This window comes from Klenkia sp. AC732, from assembly GCF_979256525.1.
Map to the genome: position 1 here is coordinate 38,831 of NZ_CEEDOS010000015.1, position 16,585 is coordinate 55,415.

The window sequence follows — 16,585 nt, forward strand, 5'->3', positions numbered from 1 at the left end:
TCGCGCTCCCAGGCGTAAAACAACCCGGGCTGGACGTCATCGCCGGCCGAGAACAGTGGAGTGGTGACCCACACCGCACGCGGCAGGGCCACGGCACGGTTGTCCACCGCGACAGCGGTAGAAGCGCCCCCGTCAGGACGCTCACAGCCGTGGCCTCTGGGGTGCGGCACGCGGTAACGATCCCAGTAGACGTCATGCTGCGTGCCTGACTTACTGCTTTCAGTTAGCCCTAGGCTGTCCGGTCGGGCCGACCACGAGGTGGCCCGGAAGCCGGGGGGCCAGCGTGGATGCAAGCGTCGTCGTCGGAGTCGTGGTCGGTGTCGCCGGGCTGGGGATGTCAGGGCTGACCTACCGCCTGGGTCAGCGCTCCCAGGGCATCCTGGAGGTCCAGCACCACGAGCAGCGACGGCCGCGGATCACCGCCCGCGGCTACCGGCTCAACGGGCCTGCCGGGCCGCCGCACGTCGTCCTGGTCCACGAGCATGGCCCTCGGCTCGCCGAGCTCACCCTCTCCGTGCTGCCGCCCCTTGCCGGCACCCGGGCCGCCGGCCAGCTCATGGAGACCGGGCGCGGCACCCCGCTGGACACCATCGTCCTGCCCGGGCCGATGCGGGTGGGGGACCAGCGGCAGGTGCGGGTCACCCTGGCCCAGAGCGACCGCGGACCGGATCTGCGCCTGCGGATCACCGCCCGCGCCGACCAGCCCCGCCCCTGGTGGCACCCGGGCCGCCCGGCCCGTGAGGAGTGGAACACCGACGTCGTCACCGTCACCTACGACCTGCCCGGCGCGGTGCACTCCCCGGTCGGGGTGAGACTGCCCCCGCGGCGGCTCGGCTGACCTCGGCCTTCGATCAGGTGCAGCGCCCTTTGACCGTTCCGGTACCCGCCATAGCTGGTGCCGCTGGCGACCTTGCCCAGGTCACACCCGACTGCCACCCTCGGTGCAACTCGGGGGTGCAGGTATGCGTTTCGGTTTCAGCGTCGGAATCTCAGCCATCGCAACGGCCACGGCCATCGTGGTCAACGTGGCCACCGACTTCAAACACGACTGGCGTGCGTGGGCGGCAGTGGTTCTGCTGACCCTGGTCGGTGGTGCCGTGAGCTACTGGGCTCGCCCCCGACCTGCGACTCCCCCCGTCCCGAATACCGTGCCTGCTGACATCGCCCGGGCCGGGGCGGTGTGGAATATCAGTCACGTCGGACGGAACGTCCACGTCGGCAACCGTATCGGGTTGCAGGGAGGGCCCATGGTCGCGCTCGTCGCGCTCATCCTCGTCGCCGTCCTGGTGCTCTACTTCTTCGCCGGGCGCGACATCGGGCAGGTCCCCGCCGCCGCTGCTGACGCACCGCCGGGCCCACGCATCGAGGCTCAGGTCGCCGATGGGAACTGCGGGAACTACGGCTGGCTGGCGCCCGGGACGTTGGACGACCTCGTCGCCGCGCCCCCGAAGGGGCAGGACGAAGGCTGGCTCGACTGGGGACCCACCACCCGCGGTGCTGCTTACAGCCAGATGTTGCTCACACTCACCATCGATGCCGCCTCGGATGCCCAACTCGTCATCGACGACATCTCGGTCCGCGTCGTCGACCGAAGTGCCCCTCTTGAGGGCGTAGCGGTCGCCGGCGCCTGCGGTTCGCCCAGTGCGTACCGGTTCAGCACCGTGGACCTGGCGGCTGAGAACCCGACATCGACTCCCGCCGGCCAGGACGACTTCGATCCCCCACCTGGGGCGCCGGCCTGGGCGCTCACGCCCCTGACCTTCCCCTACGAGGTCTCGTCAACGGATGCGGAGGCATTTGCCGTGCACGCGGACCTCGACGACGGGACGGTCACGTTCGAACTCGACGTGCGGTGGAGCAGCCAGGGTGAATCGGGAACCGAGACGGTCCTCGGCCCCGGAGGTGAAGCGTTCCGGGTGACCTCAGGTGGTGCCTCGAACACGTGCGACTACAGCGGTGGGCCGGTGGACGTCAGCCGCTGCTCCTGACGTTGTCAGCGCGGCGTGGTGGGCAGGCCTCGTCTCTGAACTCGTCGGCGTTCTGGCGGGGCGGCCAGCCCGCGAGGAGTAGGACACCGACGTCGTCACCGTCAGGTACGACCTGCCCGCGCGGTGGTGCACTTCCCGGTCGGGGTGAGACTGCCCCGCGGCGGCTTGGCTGACGTCGACCTGCTGGGAGGCGCGGTCGACCCGCGGCTGGTGCTCAGAGCCGGGGGCTGACCAGAGCAGAGATGCGGACGGCGTAGACCCGGAACACACTCGAGCCCGTGACCCAGTCCCGGTCCGACCATCCGGGGAACCGGCACCCACCTCAATCGAATCGGGAACGGCTCGATCCCGTTCGCGCCGTTGAACCCTTCACGGGGGCGACTGGGGTCGGCTCGTGATCGGCCCTGGCGACGACGTCGAGGCAGCGATCATGCGAGCGCTCGGGCACCCGGCGGACAGTGCGGCGTCGCCGGGTCCCCCGGACCGGCTCACGGCGGCGTGCGCCCGGGTGCTCCCGGTCGCAGGGGCTTGTTTGAGCGTCACCTTCGCCGCGGACCGTCGACTGCCCATCGGGGCCGCTGACGGGCTCAGTGCGCTGGCCGAGCGGCTGGAGTTCGCCACGGGGGAGGGTCCCTGCTTCGACGCCCAGCATGGTGGGCGGCCGGTGAGCGCCTCGGCGGAGGTCCTGGCCCGTCGGTGGCCGGTGTACTGGTCGGGGCTGATCGCCAGCACCCCGTATCGCAGTGCGGTGGCCGTGCCCGTCGGTCCGCCGTTGTCCGGGGTCGCGGTGCTGGGGCTCTTCCTGGAGTCCAGTGAGCACCCGCCCCGGGCGGTGGTGGCGGCCGCGGCGGCCGCCGGGTTCGCTGTCGGCGGGATCCTGGCCCGCGACCTGGGTGGCGGCGATGATCTGGTGCTGGGTGTCCCGACGTGGTTGGACACCCCGGGCACCCGGGGTCGGCAGCAGGTGTGGCAGGCCATCGGGTACCTCAACGGGCAGCGCGGTGTCCGCAGCGATGAGTCCCTGGCCCTGCTCCGCAGCCACGCCTTCCACCACTCGCTGGACCTGAAGTCAGCAGCAGCAGCCAGCGTCCTCGGTGGCGAGCTGCCCTCCATGTGAACCCGGACCAGGCTCACGCGGCCCAGAGGGCTACGGTGCTGGTCAGGCCGCCCCGGCGGTGCTCGTCCGCCCAAGGGCGCACTCACGTCACACCCCACCGGTGTGACCGTCACGGCGTAGCTGCCCGGCAGCACGCCGGGATCGGTGCGACCCCGATGAGCAGTCACATCCCCGACGACGACACCGCCGATGACCGCGCCGCCGATGACCGGGTGGCTTCGGTGTCCGGTGATCCGGACGCGCTGGACCGGGAGACGCATCGGGCAGCCGGGCAGCCGATCACCTCACCGCAGCTGGGGTCGGTCGACGTCGCCGGCCTGGATGCCCTGGGTCGCCTGCTGCTGGGGTCGGAGTCGATCGCCTCGGTGCTGCACCGGGCGGCCAGCTACGCCCACCGGGCGTTGTCGGTGGCCCAGGAGGTGTCGGTGTCGCTGATCTCAGGCGGGCACCGGGCGTCGGCTGCCTGGACGGGTCTGCTGGCCTTCGAGCTGGATGAGTGCCAACACGACACGAGGTACGGGCCGTGCCTGGAGGCCGCCCGCACCAACAGGGTCGTCGTCATCGAGGACACCGCCACCAAGACCCGGTGGCCGGAGTTCGTGGCCCTGGCGGCCCGGCAGGGGGTGGGGTCCACGCTGTCGGTGCCCATCCCGATCGCCGGCGAGGCCCAGGCCGCCTTGAACCTGTACGCCTCCACGGCGGGGGCCTTCGAGCCGCTGGCCGTGGCCGGGGCCCGGCACGTGGCTGGGCAGGTGGCCGCGGCGATCGCGAACATGCACGACCTGGAGACCGCCCGCAGCGAAGTCACCAACCCGCAGGCCGCGCTGCAGACCCGCGCCGGCATCGAGCAGGCCAAGGGCATCCTGATGCCGTACACGGCTGCAGCGCCGAGGAGGCGTTCGCGATCTTGTCCAAGGAGTCCCAGGACACCAACACCAAGCTGCGCGAGGTCGCCGAGCAGGTCGTGGCCCGGATGCGGGGGCGGTCGACCGGTCTGTAGGCGCTGCCGTTGCACCGAGCGATGTGGGATCTCGGGTGCCCGGGCCGGGATCGTGGCGAACTGCATCCTCGCGCAACGAGGGGCCCAACAGAGTGGCCAGGCGTGGTGCGGTGGAGGTACTGGTGAGGCAGGAGGGTGCGGGGGATGCCCCTGCTGGCTCCTCCGAGGGTCACCTGCATCTGGCCGCCTCATGGCAGCGTGATGCACCGCCCCCACCGGCCGACCCAGCACGGCTGGTCCTCCAGCTCCGTTCGCTGCGCGGGCTGAGCAGTGTGCGCCGCCAGGTCGGGGAGTTCCTGCGGACCTCGTTGCCCCCAGCGCTGGGCGATGGTGTCGTCGACGACGCTGTCGACAGCGCGGTGCTGGTGATCGATGAGATGACGTCGAATGCCCTTCGACACGGACGACCCCCCTTGGACTTGCACATCGGGGACGAGCCCGGCCGCTGGACGGTCGTAGTCACCGATGCAGCGCCGGACCTGGTGCCCGTGCCCGCCGTGAACCGGCCGGCTGGTGCTGGCGGCTACGGCCTGTACGTGATCACCGACCTCACCGCCAGCCACGGCGTGCACTACGAACGGGACCGCAAGATGGTCTGGGCGACCGTGCTCAAGCCGGACGGCCCATGACCTGCCCCGGTCGCGACGTGGGCAGGTCCGGCAGGCCAGCCGCCTGGATCAGGCCGCTGGCCGGCGGCCGAACGCCCGCTGCTGGCCGACGCCGCCCTCACGGGCAGGCACGTCAACGACGTGCCCTGCAAGGCCAACGAGGTCCGGGAGGCGTGCCAGGTGCGGCCGCGGTGCGTGCAGGGTCAGCGGGATGGCGTGCCGGCTGGCGGTGTGGCTGGTCTGCACGAGCAACCGCAGGCCGCAGGCGCCACAGAACGACACCCGGGACAGGTCGATGGCCACCGAGGCCGGCGCAGTGCGCCACACGTTGTCCAGGGCTCGCGCCAGCGGGTAGCTGGTGAAGGAGTCGATCTGTCCGCCGACAGTCAGCAGGGGCCGCCCGGGCACGCTCAGCACCACCCAGCAGTCCCCATCGTCGTGCAGGCGCTCGCCGGGCAGGATGCTCGCGACGGGCTTCATCTGCGCCGCGGGATCCTGCACGGGAGCACACATGGCTGCCTCTCCGCCCAGCAGCTCCGCGACCCGGCTGTTGCCGGACTGGCTGAACTGAGCCCCCCCGCTGGTCGCCCACCCCAGGACCTGGGGTGGGCGTGGGGGACTCTCCTCCGCCCCGGCCCGCACTGTCCACCGACCGAAGGCTTGATCTCCCAGCTCGTGCACCGGGTGGCACTGTGCGGGACCCAGATCACGACATCTGCTCGCGGAGCCAGCAGGGACGACGCGCCCTCGTGCAGTCGGAGGAGTGCGCTGATCACGAGGACGACCGTGGCGCGCCAGGGGATGCCTTCGCTACGGCGGGCAGGGAGGCCCACAGCCCGTGGATCGACATGCCGCGCCGAAGGTGTGTCCACCGCGGTCCCGGGCCGAGCGAGTGAGTCGGGGCAGAGCGGGGTTGTGCGCGGCGTCGTCACGTCAGATGCCCACTGCGTCGACCAGGTCGTGGAGCCACATGCCGGCGGCGTCAGCGGCCTCGAAGGAGGGGCGAGGTCGCCGAGGTCGGGAACAGGGGAGCGGGCTTGCGGGCCAGGCGGAACCATTCGTCGATCGGTTGCGGGCGTCCGGTGAGGTAGCCCTGGGGGCTGTCGCATCCCAGCTCGTGGGCCAGTCGGATGCTGTGTCGAACGATGGCGACGGCGGCTGGGTCGCTGTTGATGCCGGTGATGAGTGCTCGGTCGAACTTGACCTCGTCCACGGGCAGGCGGTGGAGGTAGGCCAACGAGCTGTAGCCGGTTCCGTAGTCGTCGATGGCGATGCTGAGACCGTTGCGGCGCAGTGCCCACAGGGTCTGGATGGCTCGTTGGGGGTCGATCATGGAGCTGTCCTCGCTGTCCTCGCTGTCCTCGACGGTCAACGCTGCCGGGGGGGCGTGACCGACGCACCGCGCGATCGATTGGTGGTCCCCGACGGGCACGCGCGACGGTCTGCGCCATCCGCCACGAGTTCTGACGACGGCATGCGGGGCCGGTCTGGTTCACGTGCGTTTCGATCCGTGGGCTCAGGTAGGACGGGGACTGCTCACGCCCCCGGGCTCCGCTTCGGCCGGTGCTGAGAGCTCCGGACATCACGCCCGGTCCCGCGTGAGGGCCCTCTGAGCACCACCTGCGGCAGCTTGCCCGTCTGCTGGAGCTCCCTCGCGATGTCGAGCAGTCTGCGGTTGGTGTTCTGGCTGGCCGTCGCGAGCACTGTGAACGCTGCGTCCTGGGTGATGCTGTGCCGCTCGACGAGCATCCCCTGCGCGATGCCGATGTCCCGGCCGCTGGCCAGTGCCAGACGCAGGTGGTCGTTCTCCGCGCGCAGAGCCTGGACCGCGGGGGGCTCGACCGCGACCTCGGCGCAGCGCTCAGAGGTGGCGTCGGTGACCGCACGGGTGCTGGGAGGACCTCCGCCCGGTGCGGGCTGTGCTCGAGCGGGCGCGGTCACTGGCGTGCACCCAGCGGGCGGCAGGCACGCCGGTGGGATGCCGGGGCGCGATGGGTGGCTGAGCCACCCCAGCCGAAGACGGGCTTCCGGCACATACGGCACCGCCGATCTGTCAGAGGGAGGGGGCGGGGACGCGCGGGAGCGGGGGAGCGGGCAGCTCAGGCCGGGGCGAACCCGGGAGGACCACCCACACGTGCTTGCTGGCATCAGCGGGCCACCAGCCCGAGCGGCACGCCGTCGCGGCCACCATGCCCATGCCCATGCCACCTTGACCGGGGTCACGGGTGTGCGTGGGACGGACCGGGATCTCCGGCGCGTGGTCGGCCACGTCCAGCAGGATGCCTTCTGCGATGACCGATACGGTCGCCGTCACCGGGACCCGGCCGTGCCTGATGGCGTTGGACATCAGCTCGTCCAGTCCGGCGACGGCCTCGTAGGCCTGGCCGTCGTCCAACTGCGGCGTCCCCGGTGCCCCGCGCACGAGTAGCGCCCGGAACTCCCGGCGGACACGGGCGAGATCGGACAAGCCGGTGGGATGCCACATCCAGCACGACACGGCCGCCGGCGCCGGCCGGTTGACCCACTCGACTGGTGCGATCTGCCCCGCTGCTCCAGAAGTCTCCGCAGGTCTCAGCACGCCGGTGAGCACACGTGCGCGCTCATCGGGACACCGTCGCCGCTGTCGACCGGGGCATCGGTACAGCCGGGGCGGCAGGCACCGAGCCCTCCAGCAAGCACGTGGCTCCGGCCACGTGGGTGCGGGTGACGTCCAGTCGGCGCCGCACCTCGTCGATCAGCTCACTCTCGCCGTGCGGGACTGTGGCCAGCACCCGCTGCCCGGGCACCAGCGCCGCGTGACCGAAGGCGATCTCGGCGAGTCGGGTGCGGGTGTCGTGGGTCAAGGACTGGAGCGACACCCACATGCGGATGACCACCTGGGGGCCGGGGACGACGTCGGCCTGGGCCACGGTGAGGCCACCGCTCACCACGGTCACCTGGTCGGGGCCGGTCAAGGTGACGGTCTCGACGGGTGGCTGCCCGGAGGTGGCCAGGGCATCGGTGGCCCGGCTCCGAGAGTCGGTCCAGCGGTGACGGTCGTCGTTCCGGGACGTCATGACCCCGACTGTGAGCTCGCCGTCCCGGGGCGGGTAGAGCCGAAGGTCCTCCCGTGGGGGCGACGGGGACGTCCGGCTGGGTCGGGACCGGGGGCCTTGCCCGGGCTGTTCTACTGAGCCGCAGGCGCTCACACACGAGGCGACCCGAACACGTCGGCGGTGCGGGTGGCCTCTGGCGGCCGTGCACGTGTTGCTCAGTCAGGCTTGTCATGCCCGAACAGACGCTGCCCTCCCACGCCGTCGTAGGGGACCCCGACCTCGGTCCGCCCGCCGGTCCTCACAGCTCGGCGATCACCGTGGTCCAGCCGACCGCGGGCGCGGCCGAGCCCGGTGAGATGGACCCCGCCGTCATCCACGAGCTGCTCGAGGACGCCTTACGAGCCACCGACGTCTGTTTCGTGATCACGGATGCCCGGCAACCCGACAACCCGGTCGTCTACGTCAACCCGGCTTTCACGCAGGTCACCGGCTACACGGCCGCAGAGATCTTGGCCCGCAACTGTCGCGTGCTGCAGGGCCCCACGACCGACCGGGCGGGCATCGCCGAGCTGCGTGCAGCCGTCGCTGCCGAGGAGCCGGCAACGGTCACCCTGGTCAACCACCGACGGGACGGCACCGCATTCTGGAACCAGCTGACCGTCACTCCGGTGCTCGACCGCGCCGGGGAGCTGGTCAGTTTCGCGGGTGTCCAGTCCGACGTGTCCGCACGGGTCCGTCGGGATCAGGACCTGGTGAGGTCGCTGCAGGCCGAACAGGCAGCCCGCGCGCACGCCGAGCACGTTCAGGACCGGCTGCGGCTGATGGTCGAGGCCACCGGCCAGCTGAGCGCCAGCCTGGACACCGGGACGCTGCTGCGCAGCTTGGTCGGGCTGTGCGTCCCGTCGCTGGGCACGTGGGCCTACGCGTTGAGCACCAGCGTCGGCGGCATCGTCTTGGAAGCGGCCGGCGCCCACGCCGACGGACGATCGGCAGAACTGGGCCAGCTGTCCGCGTCGCTGGTGGGCTGGCCCCAGCCACCAACGCTGACCCCGCAGACCCCCCATGGACATGCCACCGCCGACGGCGGGCGGATGTTCCGCACCGCCGAGGAACTGGCCCTGGCCGAGGGATTGGGGATGCGCTCGGTGATGACCGTCCCCATGACCGCCAGGGGCCACACCCTGGGGGTGTTGGTCCTGGTGTCCGCCGCCGGTCCTCTCGCCGCCGACGACATCGACGTCGCCCGCGACCTGGGACGTCGCGCGGCCATGGCCATGGACAACGCCCGCGTCTACCAACAGGAACACGCCACCGCTGAGACTCTCCAGCGGGCCCTGCTCCCGGCACTGCCGGTCTTCCCGGGCGTCACCGCACATGCTCATTACATGGCCGCCTCGGCATCTGCAGCCGTCGGCGGGGACTTCTACGACCTGCTCGCCCTGTCTGACGGGTCCATCGGGTTCGTCATCGGCGACGTCGCCGGCCCCGACATCGACGCCGCGGCGCAGATGGGCCAGCTCCGGGCGCTGCTGACCGCGTGCGCCCATGAGGCGCCCGACCCCGACCCGGCAGCTGTGCTGAACCGGCTGGACCGACTGGTCTTGAGCCTGGGCCTGCCCCTGCTGGCGACGGTCGCCTACGCCCGGGCCCACCGGCTACCCGGAGGGAGCGGCCGTTGGCGGCTGCAGGTGGCCAACGCCGGCCACCCGTCCCTCGTGGTGTGCGACCCCGACGGCAGCGTCCGCGAGCTCGACGAGGTGCACGGCCTGATGTTGGGGGTCACCACCGACCGGCCCCGGACCTCGGTCACCGTCGACGTCAGCCCCGGGACCACGGTCCTGGGCTACACCGACGGCTTGGTCGAGCACCACGGAGCCGATCTGGACGACGGGACCGGTGAACTGCTGGACCTGCTGCGCGCGGTGGGGGCCCGACCTGCCGCGGCAGCCATCACCCGTGCGGCGATGACCATGGCCGACAACCGGCGCGACGACGTTGCCTGTCTCAGCCTCACCCTCGACTGACCCGACCCACTCACGTCGAGAGGCCGCGCACGTGCACGGGCACAAAGACCCTGCCGGGCCCCGGGGACGGCGGCCTACGGTCCTGGAGAGCGACGTGCTCACCCCCGCCGCACCCGGGCGGGACGAGTCCTGGGGGCCCCATGAGCACCGCCCACGCTGCCCGACACCGGCCCAGCCGTGCCCAGCTGGCCCTGGAGGACGCCGCGGACGCAGCCCGTCTAGCGCCCTCCATGCTGAACACCCAGCCCTGGCAGCTGGTGCTGCACCCCGACCACCTGGAGGTCCAGGCCGACTGGACCCGGGCGGTGGCCGGACTGGATCTCACCGGCCGGGCCGTCGTCCATGCCGTGGGCGCCGCGGTGCTCAACGCCCGGGTCGCCCTGGCCGCCCGCGGCTGGTCCACGCACGTCGAACGGCTGCCCGACGATGCCGGGCGCGACACCCTGGCCCTGATCCACCTGGTGGACACCCCCGACCCGGCGCTGGCACGCCTGGGCGGACTCCTCGGCGTCAGCGACACCGACGAGCTCCCAGCAGTCGACGACGAGTCGGGTGCACCGACCGAGGAACGGCTGCGGCAGCTCGTCGCGGCAGCGGTCGAGGAAGGGGCCCTGCTGATCCCCGTGCTGACCCTCGAGCAGCGTGGGCAGGTGTCCCGGCTGGCTCAGCAGGCCGCAGCCGTCCTGGGCAACGACCCCACCGCCCTGGCCTCGACGTTCCACTGGACGCACCGACCCGGCGCCACTGGCGACGGCGTGCTCAGCGTCCGGGGCGCCCGGCCGGTCTCCGGCGGCCCGGGGGTGGCGACGTGGGTGACCGACCGGGACAGTGCACTGCTGGTGCTGACCACCCACACCGATGACCGGCTCGCCTGGCTGCGCAGCGGGGAGGCCGACCAGCGTGTGTCGCTGGAGGCTGCGCTCGCCGGCTGGACGGTCACCCCCATCATGCCTGCCCTGGAGGTCGAGCTGGTCCGCTCCGCCATCCGTCAGGACCTCACCTGGGACACCTGGCCGCAGAGCCTGGTCCTGATCAGCCACCGGCACGAAGCACCCACCACCCCCCGGCGCCGCCGGTCCGACGTCCTCCGCAACAGCACGAGCCCCACCGGGCGACCGGGCGGGCCGGCCCTGCGACGACTGAGCCCGCGCAGCGCGGTCCCCCGGCCTCCGCGGAGCCTCTCCGCGGCCCCTCCGGTCGGCTGACGAGGGGCCCCGACCGCCGGGGACCGCCCCGGAGACGAGCCCCGGCCGCCACCCTGCGGCGCTGGGCCGCGCCGCTCCCCACCACCACCTGCCACCCCCGGAGCAGCCCATGGACGGCACGATCCCGCCCCACGACCCCGACCTGGACCGCGGCCCCAGGGTCCTGGTCGCCTTCTCCAGCCGACACGGGGCCACCGCCGAACTGGCGCGCTGCGTCGCGGACGCCATCCGCGTCGGGTCGGGTGACACTGCGCGCGTCGACGTCCGGGAGGCGCCGGACGTGACCGACGTGGGCGAGTACGACGGCGTCGTCATCGGCAGTGCCGTCTACAGCGGGCACTGGACCGGTGAGGCGGGCGACCTGGTCCAGCGCTGCGCCATCGGGCTCTGGGCGCGCCCGGTGTGGCTGTTCTCCAGCGGTCCCCTGGGGGACCCGCCACGACCGGCGCCCCGGCGGATCGACGTCGACCGGGTGCTCGCCCTGAGCAAGGCGAGGGACCATCGCGTCTTCCGCGGTCGGCTGGACTCCGCCGGGCTGAGCTGGAAGGAGAAGCTGCGTACACGGTTGGTCCAGGTCCCCGACGGGGACTCCCGTGACTGGCTCGCGGTCGCGACCTGGGGATCGGCCATCGGCCGCGAGCTCACCGGCCGGGTCGCCACCCCGTGACCGACCCGCCTGGGCCTCCCCGCTCACCCCGGCCCCCGCCGTCAGGTGGCCGCCCGCGGCACGGGCAGCACCGGGCACACGGCCCACGGTGAGGCGGGTGCGCACCCGCCGCCGGTCCAGCCTGGCCCGAGGCACGGTGGCGGCGCCACAGGCCGAGGCGTCGGGCCCCGCCTGTGCGTGGTGCGGACCCGGACACGGCCTGGAGTGGACGTCGCCGGCAGGTGAGCCGCCTGTCACCGTCATCGAGCTCGCCACCGCGACGGATGGGGCCTGGTCCTACCGCCTGTCGCTACACCCAGTCACCGGGCAACCGGCCCACGACCACCAGGGCCGCCTCGTCTACCTCCCGCTGGCCCGGCTGCCCCGCTCGACACCGTGACAGTCGGCGCCCGACCGGGTGGCCGAGAGACAACCAGCACCCCTTGCAGGACCTGCGGCTCTGTCGGCCCCAACAGCTCCCAGCCACCCTTCGGCCAGGAGTCCCGGCACCGTGGCCGCGACCCGAACCCGAGGAGCACCGTGAGCGACGTTCGAGAGCACGCTGAGGTGCCCGGTGGCCTGGTCGTGGGCCATGACGGCTCCACAGGCGCCCAGGAGGCACTGACCTGGGCCATGCGCGCAGCCGCTCGAGGTCGGTGGCCGGTGACCGTGGTCCGGGCCTGGTCGATGACCAGCTGCCCACAGCCGACCTCGGCGACCCGGGGTTTCGTCCCGCCGCTGGGGGAGTGGGAGCAGGCAGTCGAGGCCGAACTGCGCCGGCACGTGGCCGAGGTCGACCGAGGCGGGGTCGACGTTGCCTGCCAAGTGGTGCACGCCGCGCCCTCGCGGGCGCTGGTGGAGGCCTCGACAGCCGCGGACCTCGTCGTCGTCAGTGCCCGCGGTCAGGGCGGGTTCCGCGGGCTGCTGCTGGGGTCGGTCAGCAACCAGGTCGTCGAGCACGCCCACTGCCCGGTGACGGTCGTCCGCTCCGGGACCGGGGCCCGACCCGACGGGGTACCCCAGAGCGAGGAATGAGGACCCCCCGGGCGCAGACTCGGCCACCGGGGCCCTCGGGCCCGCGTCCGCCCGGAGGTGCACGGTGCCCCACGAACGACCGCCCGTCCAACGGGTGACAGCGGACGACCAGCGCGACCGTCTGGACGGGCTCACCCGCACCCAGCTGCGGCTGCGGGGCCTGCTGTCGGCCTTCCTCGACGTCCAGGGCGGCACCGACCTCGACGACACTTTGCACCGCGTGGTGGAGGTCGCCGTCGACCTCGTCGACGCCCGGTACGGGGCGCTGGGGGTGCTCGACCCCGACGGCGGGTTGTCCCGCTTCGTGCAGTCCGGTCTGGACGACGCCACCGTCACCGGAATCGGTGACCTCCCGCAGGGACTCGGTGTGCTCGGTGAACTCGTGACCCGACCGGTAGCCCTGCGTACCGAGGACCTGGGCACCCATCCGGCCTCCGTCGGTTTCCCCCCAGGACACCCACCGATGCGCTCCTTCCTCGGCGTCCCCGTCGCCATCCGGGGAGAGGTCTACGGCAACCTCTACCTGACCGAGAAGCGCGACGGGCCCTTCACGGCGCAGGACGAAGAGCTCGTCACCGCCCTGGCGGGCGCCGCTGGCATCGCCGTGGACAACGCCCGACGGCTGGCCGATGAGCTGGAACGGCGGCAGTGGGACGCCGCCGCCGACGCTGTCCGTGCCCAGCTCCTCGGCGGCACCGCCCCCGAGCAGGTGCTGCAGTCGATCACCGACGCAGTCCACCGGCTCACCGGTGCCGACGCCGCCCACCTCATGGCGCCTGTCGGGGAGCCCGGCACCTGGGCCACCCGAGCGCAGAGCAGGCCCGGGTCGACCGACATGATCGGCGTGCCCCTGACCGGGGACACCTCCGCGGTGGTGGCGGCGCTGGCCGCAGCAGACGGCGGGGCGCCCTTCGTCCTGGACCTCGCCGGCCGGTCCTGGACCGACCCGGGGGACGACGTCGGGTGGGGGCCCGTACTGGGCGCCACCCTGCACACCGCCGACGGCAGTGAGGCCGTGCTCATCGTCGCGCGCCGGGCCCGCAGCCGACCCTTCGACCGCAGGCTGGTGCCGTTGCTGCGGTCCCTCGCCGACCAGGCCGCGCTGGCCCTGGACATGGCCGCCAGACAACGGCTGGCGGCGAGCCTGGACGTCTACGCCGACCGGGACCGCATCGCCCGGGACCTGCACGACCACGTCATCCAACGGCTCTTCGCCGCCGGCCTGACCCTGCAGGCCACGCTCCCGCGGCTGGACGAGGGCGGTCCCCGCGAGCAGGTCCTCGACGTCATAGGCCAGCTCGACGTCGTCGTGCGCGACATCCGCTCCACGGTGTTCGACCTTCACACCACCGCCGCCGACAACCGGAACCCCGGCCTGCGCCGGCGGGTCCTGGACGCTCTGACCGAGTCCGCCGGCGCGCTCTTGACCAGCCTGCGCACCCAGGGCCCGGTGGACACCCTGGTCACGGGCTCGCTGGCAGCCGACGTCGAAGCCGTCGTCCGGGAGGCGGTCACCAACGTGACCCGGCACGCCGCCGCCCGCTCGGTCACGGTGACCGTCGTCGTCGGGAGCGGCGTCGTGACGGTGGAGGTCCACGACGACGGGAACGGCACCGACCCCTCACTCGCCCGCAGCGGGCTGGACAACCTGCGCACCCGGGCGCTGGCGCGGGGTGGCACCTTGGACCTGGGGCCAGGGACCGTCGGCGGTACTCGACTGCGCTGGGTGTCACCGCTGGGGTGAACCGGCCCGCAGCTCGGTGGCCAGGATCGCGACCTGCGTGCGGCGTTGCATCCCCAGCTTGGCCAACAGGTGCGACACGTAGTTCTTCACCGTCTTCTCGGCCAAGGACATGCGCTCGCCGATCTGACGGTTGGTCAGCCCCTCACCGATCAGCTCCAGCACCGTGCGCTCCTGCTCGGACAGCTGCCCCACCGGACCAGCCGGCACCGCAGGTCGTCGTAGCCGGTCCAACACCGCTGCAGTCGCCGCGGGATCCAACAGCGAGCCCCCAGCAGCCACTGTCCGCACCGCGGCCACGAGGTCCTGGCCGAGGATCTGCTTGAGCAGGTAGCCCGCCGCCCCCGCCAGGACCGCGCTGAAGAGGGCCTCGTCGTCGCTGAAACTGGTCAGCATCAACACCCGCAGGCCCGGCATCGTGGACAACAGGTCACGGCACACCGTGACCCCGTCGCCGTCGGGCAGACGAACGTCCAGGACGGCCACATCCGGTCGCAGCGCCGGGATGCGGACCATGGCGTCGTGGGCGGTGCTGCCCTCACCGACGACCTCGATCACCGGATCCGTGGCCAGCACCGCACCGATACCCCGGCGGACCAGCTCGTGGTCGTCGAGCACGAAGACCCGGATCGTCGGCGAGGCGCCCGCCCCGGCCCCCGTCACGACTCGGTCGCTCCCGCAGCAGTCCGTCCCATCCCGCCAACGTAGGACCCTCGCGTGCGTCCACGGCAGGGCAGGAGGTCCCCTGGCTACGGCAGGGTCCTGGGACCCTCACGGTCGGGACGGCAGGCCCTCGTCAGCAGCCCCGGACCAAGACACGGTGGGGACGTGGCAGCCAGCCCGCGGAACCCCCCGACGACGGGCATCGGGCCGGTCGGGGTCGTGTGTGGCGTCGACGGCTCGCCCGGCGCCGTCGACGCCGCCGGCGCCGCCGCCCGGGCCGCCGACCGGCTCGGCCTGGGTCTGCACCTCGTCCGTGCCTTCGACTGGCCAGCCACCGGCGTACCAGGGCTTCCCGAGGGTCGCCGAGGGGACTCGGTCGCCCGGCACTCCGCGCTGGTCGACCTGCTCCGCCTGACCGACCGGTTCTCCGCCGCCCGGCCCTCTGGCGTGGTGGCCGGGTCCCTGACCGACGGAACGGCGCTCTCCGTGCTCTTCGCGGTGAGCGAGACCGCCGCGCTGCTGGTGGTGGGCGCCCGCGGCCACAGCTGGCGAGACGGACCCCGCACCGGGTCCATCGCCCTCGGCATCGCCACGACCACCCGCTGCCCGCTGCTGGTCCACCGGCCGCCACCGCACAGTGGCACTCCCAGCAACAGCGTCGTGGCGGCCGTCGACGGTGGTCCGGCCACCGGGGAGCTGCAGGCCATCGCCGTGCGTGCCGCAGGGCCGACCGGTCAGCTCACCGTCGTGGAGAAGACCGGCACCGTTGCGGTAGCCGACCACGAGACCGGCCACCCCACCTCCATCGACGAGGCAGTCACGGCGATCTGCGCCGCCCACCCTGGCCTGTTCGTGCACCGTCGTCGTCACGACGGTCCCCCCGGTGCCCTGCTGGTGGAGCTGTCAGTGAATGCGTCCCTCATCGTGGTCGCAGCACCTGGGCAACCCGGCCAGCAGTCAGCGCCGGAGAGGGTCCTGAGCGTCTTGCGTCGAGGGGGCTGTTCCACCCTGGTGATCCCCGTTCGGGTACAGCTAGGCGTCGCTGATCCCGAGGTGATCAGCTCAGGGACGGCCACGCCAAGTACATGAGCGATGGCCGGCAGGTGATGACGTGGGATCGGTGTGATCCCGCGTTCCCAGTGGGACCACGTGGAGCGCGAAACACCCAAGGCCTGGGAGACGTGGGCGCCCGGTAGCTTCGTACGCGCTCTCAGCGCCGCTAGATCAGGGAGCACGACCGCATCCGCGCGGCTGGGGGGATGGCCTACCAGTGCTTCGGTAAGACAGCCAGGAGCGGTTTTTAGCAGGCGGGCCAAGTGGGTTTGGTAGGACGGCGCCGGGCTATGTGTGCCGGCTTCCCAATGGGCAATCGTTGAACGGGACACTCCCAGTTCGGTCGCGAGACCTGCTGCAGTAAAGCCGGCCACCCGACGAAGTTGGGCAAGGGTGGGCGGTGAGATTGATGCCTCGGACGCTTCATCAAAGTGCCCGTCAGCCGCCGGTGTCGATCGATGCAACGTCAT

17 protein-coding genes and 2 pseudogenes are annotated in these 16,585 nt (G+C 72.3%); 12 read left to right on the forward strand and 7 right to left on the reverse strand.

Translation table 11 applies throughout. From position 1 onward, the window contains the following. The first annotated feature begins 283 nt into the window (after positions 1–283). The 6 genes and pseudogenes from AC0IVP_RS09175 to AC0IVP_RS09200 all read left to right on the forward strand — a co-directional run bounded on the left by AC0IVP_RS09175 (position 284) and on the right by AC0IVP_RS09200 (position 4,734). Positions 284–838 (forward strand): hypothetical protein, encoded by a 555-nt coding sequence (locus AC0IVP_RS09175; protein ID WP_471756091.1) that lies wholly within the window; start codon positions 284–286, stop codon positions 836–838. A gap of 187 nt (positions 839–1,025) precedes the next feature. After that, positions 1,026–1,988, forward strand: coding sequence for a hypothetical protein (locus AC0IVP_RS09180; protein ID WP_471756093.1), 963 nt, complete (start codon positions 1,026–1,028; stop codon positions 1,986–1,988). A gap of 532 nt (positions 1,989–2,520) precedes the next feature. Then, complete coding sequence (locus tag AC0IVP_RS09185) at positions 2,521–3,105, forward strand: hypothetical protein (protein ID WP_471756095.1); 585 nt, start codon at positions 2,521–2,523, stop codon at positions 3,103–3,105. A 155-nt stretch (positions 3,106–3,260) separates the two neighbouring features. Then, positions 3,261–3,863: pseudogene (locus AC0IVP_RS09190) on the forward strand (GAF domain-containing protein); the annotation flags it as partial. A gap of 149 nt (positions 3,864–4,012) precedes the next feature. After that, positions 4,013–4,105, forward strand: coding sequence for a hypothetical protein (locus tag AC0IVP_RS09195; RefSeq protein WP_471756187.1), 93 nt, complete (start codon positions 4,013–4,015; stop codon positions 4,103–4,105). Between the two features lie 272 nt (positions 4,106–4,377). After that, positions 4,378–4,734, forward strand: coding sequence for an ATP-binding protein (locus AC0IVP_RS09200; protein ID WP_471756097.1), 357 nt, complete (start codon positions 4,378–4,380; stop codon positions 4,732–4,734). A 48-nt stretch (positions 4,735–4,782) separates the two neighbouring features. Here the strand turns inward: AC0IVP_RS09200 and AC0IVP_RS09205 are convergent, their stop codons facing one another. The 5 genes from AC0IVP_RS09205 to AC0IVP_RS09225 form a co-directional block, all read right to left on the reverse strand. Next, positions 4,783–5,193 (reverse strand): STAS domain-containing protein, encoded by a 411-nt coding sequence (locus AC0IVP_RS09205; protein WP_471756099.1) that lies wholly within the window; start codon positions 5,191–5,193, stop codon positions 4,783–4,785. Positions 5,194–5,695: 502 nt separating this feature from the next. Then, complete coding sequence (locus AC0IVP_RS09210; RefSeq protein WP_471756101.1) at positions 5,696–6,145, reverse strand: EAL domain-containing protein; 450 nt, start codon at positions 6,143–6,145, stop codon at positions 5,696–5,698. 104 nt (positions 6,146–6,249) lie between these two features. Continuing rightward, positions 6,250–6,654 carry an ANTAR domain-containing protein gene (locus tag AC0IVP_RS09215; protein ID WP_471756103.1) on the reverse strand — a complete coding sequence of 135 codons (405 nt, stop codon included), beginning with the start codon at positions 6,652–6,654 and terminating at the stop codon, positions 6,250–6,252. Positions 6,655–6,766: 112 nt separating this feature from the next. Continuing rightward, positions 6,767–7,180, reverse strand: a complete 414-nt coding sequence (locus AC0IVP_RS09220; protein WP_471756105.1) for an ATP-binding protein — start codon at positions 7,178–7,180, stop codon at positions 6,767–6,769. A 133-nt stretch (positions 7,181–7,313) separates the two neighbouring features. After that, positions 7,314–7,769: a hypothetical protein gene (locus tag AC0IVP_RS09225; protein ID WP_471756107.1), complete on the reverse strand. Its 456-nt coding sequence runs from the start codon at positions 7,767–7,769 to the stop codon at positions 7,314–7,316. 209 nt (positions 7,770–7,978) lie between these two features. On the opposite strand from AC0IVP_RS09225, the gene AC0IVP_RS09230 reads away from it, so the two are divergent. From AC0IVP_RS09230 to AC0IVP_RS09250, 5 genes are all read left to right on the forward strand, one after another. Next, positions 7,979–9,772: a SpoIIE family protein phosphatase gene (locus AC0IVP_RS09230; RefSeq protein ID WP_471756109.1), complete on the forward strand. Its 1,794-nt coding sequence runs from the start codon at positions 7,979–7,981 to the stop codon at positions 9,770–9,772. A gap of 140 nt (positions 9,773–9,912) precedes the next feature. After that, positions 9,913–10,977 (forward strand): nitroreductase family protein, encoded by a 1,065-nt coding sequence (locus AC0IVP_RS09235; RefSeq protein WP_471756111.1) that lies wholly within the window; start codon positions 9,913–9,915, stop codon positions 10,975–10,977. 109 nt (positions 10,978–11,086) lie between these two features. Continuing rightward, positions 11,087–11,644 carry a flavodoxin domain-containing protein gene (locus AC0IVP_RS09240; protein ID WP_471756113.1) on the forward strand — a complete coding sequence of 186 codons (558 nt, stop codon included), beginning with the start codon at positions 11,087–11,089 and terminating at the stop codon, positions 11,642–11,644. Between the two features lie 519 nt (positions 11,645–12,163). Then, the gene (locus AC0IVP_RS09245; RefSeq protein WP_471756115.1) at positions 12,164–12,658 is read left to right on the forward strand and encodes a universal stress protein; all 495 of its coding nucleotides are present in this window, start codon (positions 12,164–12,166) and stop codon (positions 12,656–12,658) included. A gap of 94 nt (positions 12,659–12,752) precedes the next feature. After that, the gene (locus AC0IVP_RS09250; protein ID WP_471756117.1) at positions 12,753–14,402 is read left to right on the forward strand and encodes a GAF domain-containing sensor histidine kinase; all 1,650 of its coding nucleotides are present in this window, start codon (positions 12,753–12,755) and stop codon (positions 14,400–14,402) included. Here AC0IVP_RS09250 and AC0IVP_RS09255 read toward each other — a convergent pair. Continuing rightward, positions 14,388–15,017, reverse strand: coding sequence for a response regulator (locus AC0IVP_RS09255; protein ID WP_471756119.1), 630 nt, complete (start codon positions 15,015–15,017; stop codon positions 14,388–14,390). The genes AC0IVP_RS09250 and AC0IVP_RS09255 overlap by 15 nt on opposite strands. Positions 15,018–15,281: 264 nt before the next feature. On the opposite strand from AC0IVP_RS09255, the gene AC0IVP_RS09260 reads away from it, so the two are divergent. Next, positions 15,282–16,151 (forward strand): universal stress protein, encoded by an 870-nt coding sequence (locus tag AC0IVP_RS09260; protein WP_471756189.1) that lies wholly within the window; start codon positions 15,282–15,284, stop codon positions 16,149–16,151. Positions 16,152–16,183: 32 nt separating this feature from the next. On the opposite strand, the pseudogene AC0IVP_RS09265 reads toward AC0IVP_RS09260, so the two are convergent. Further along, a pseudogene (locus AC0IVP_RS09265) lies at positions 16,184–16,585 on the reverse strand (helix-turn-helix domain-containing protein); the annotation flags it as partial.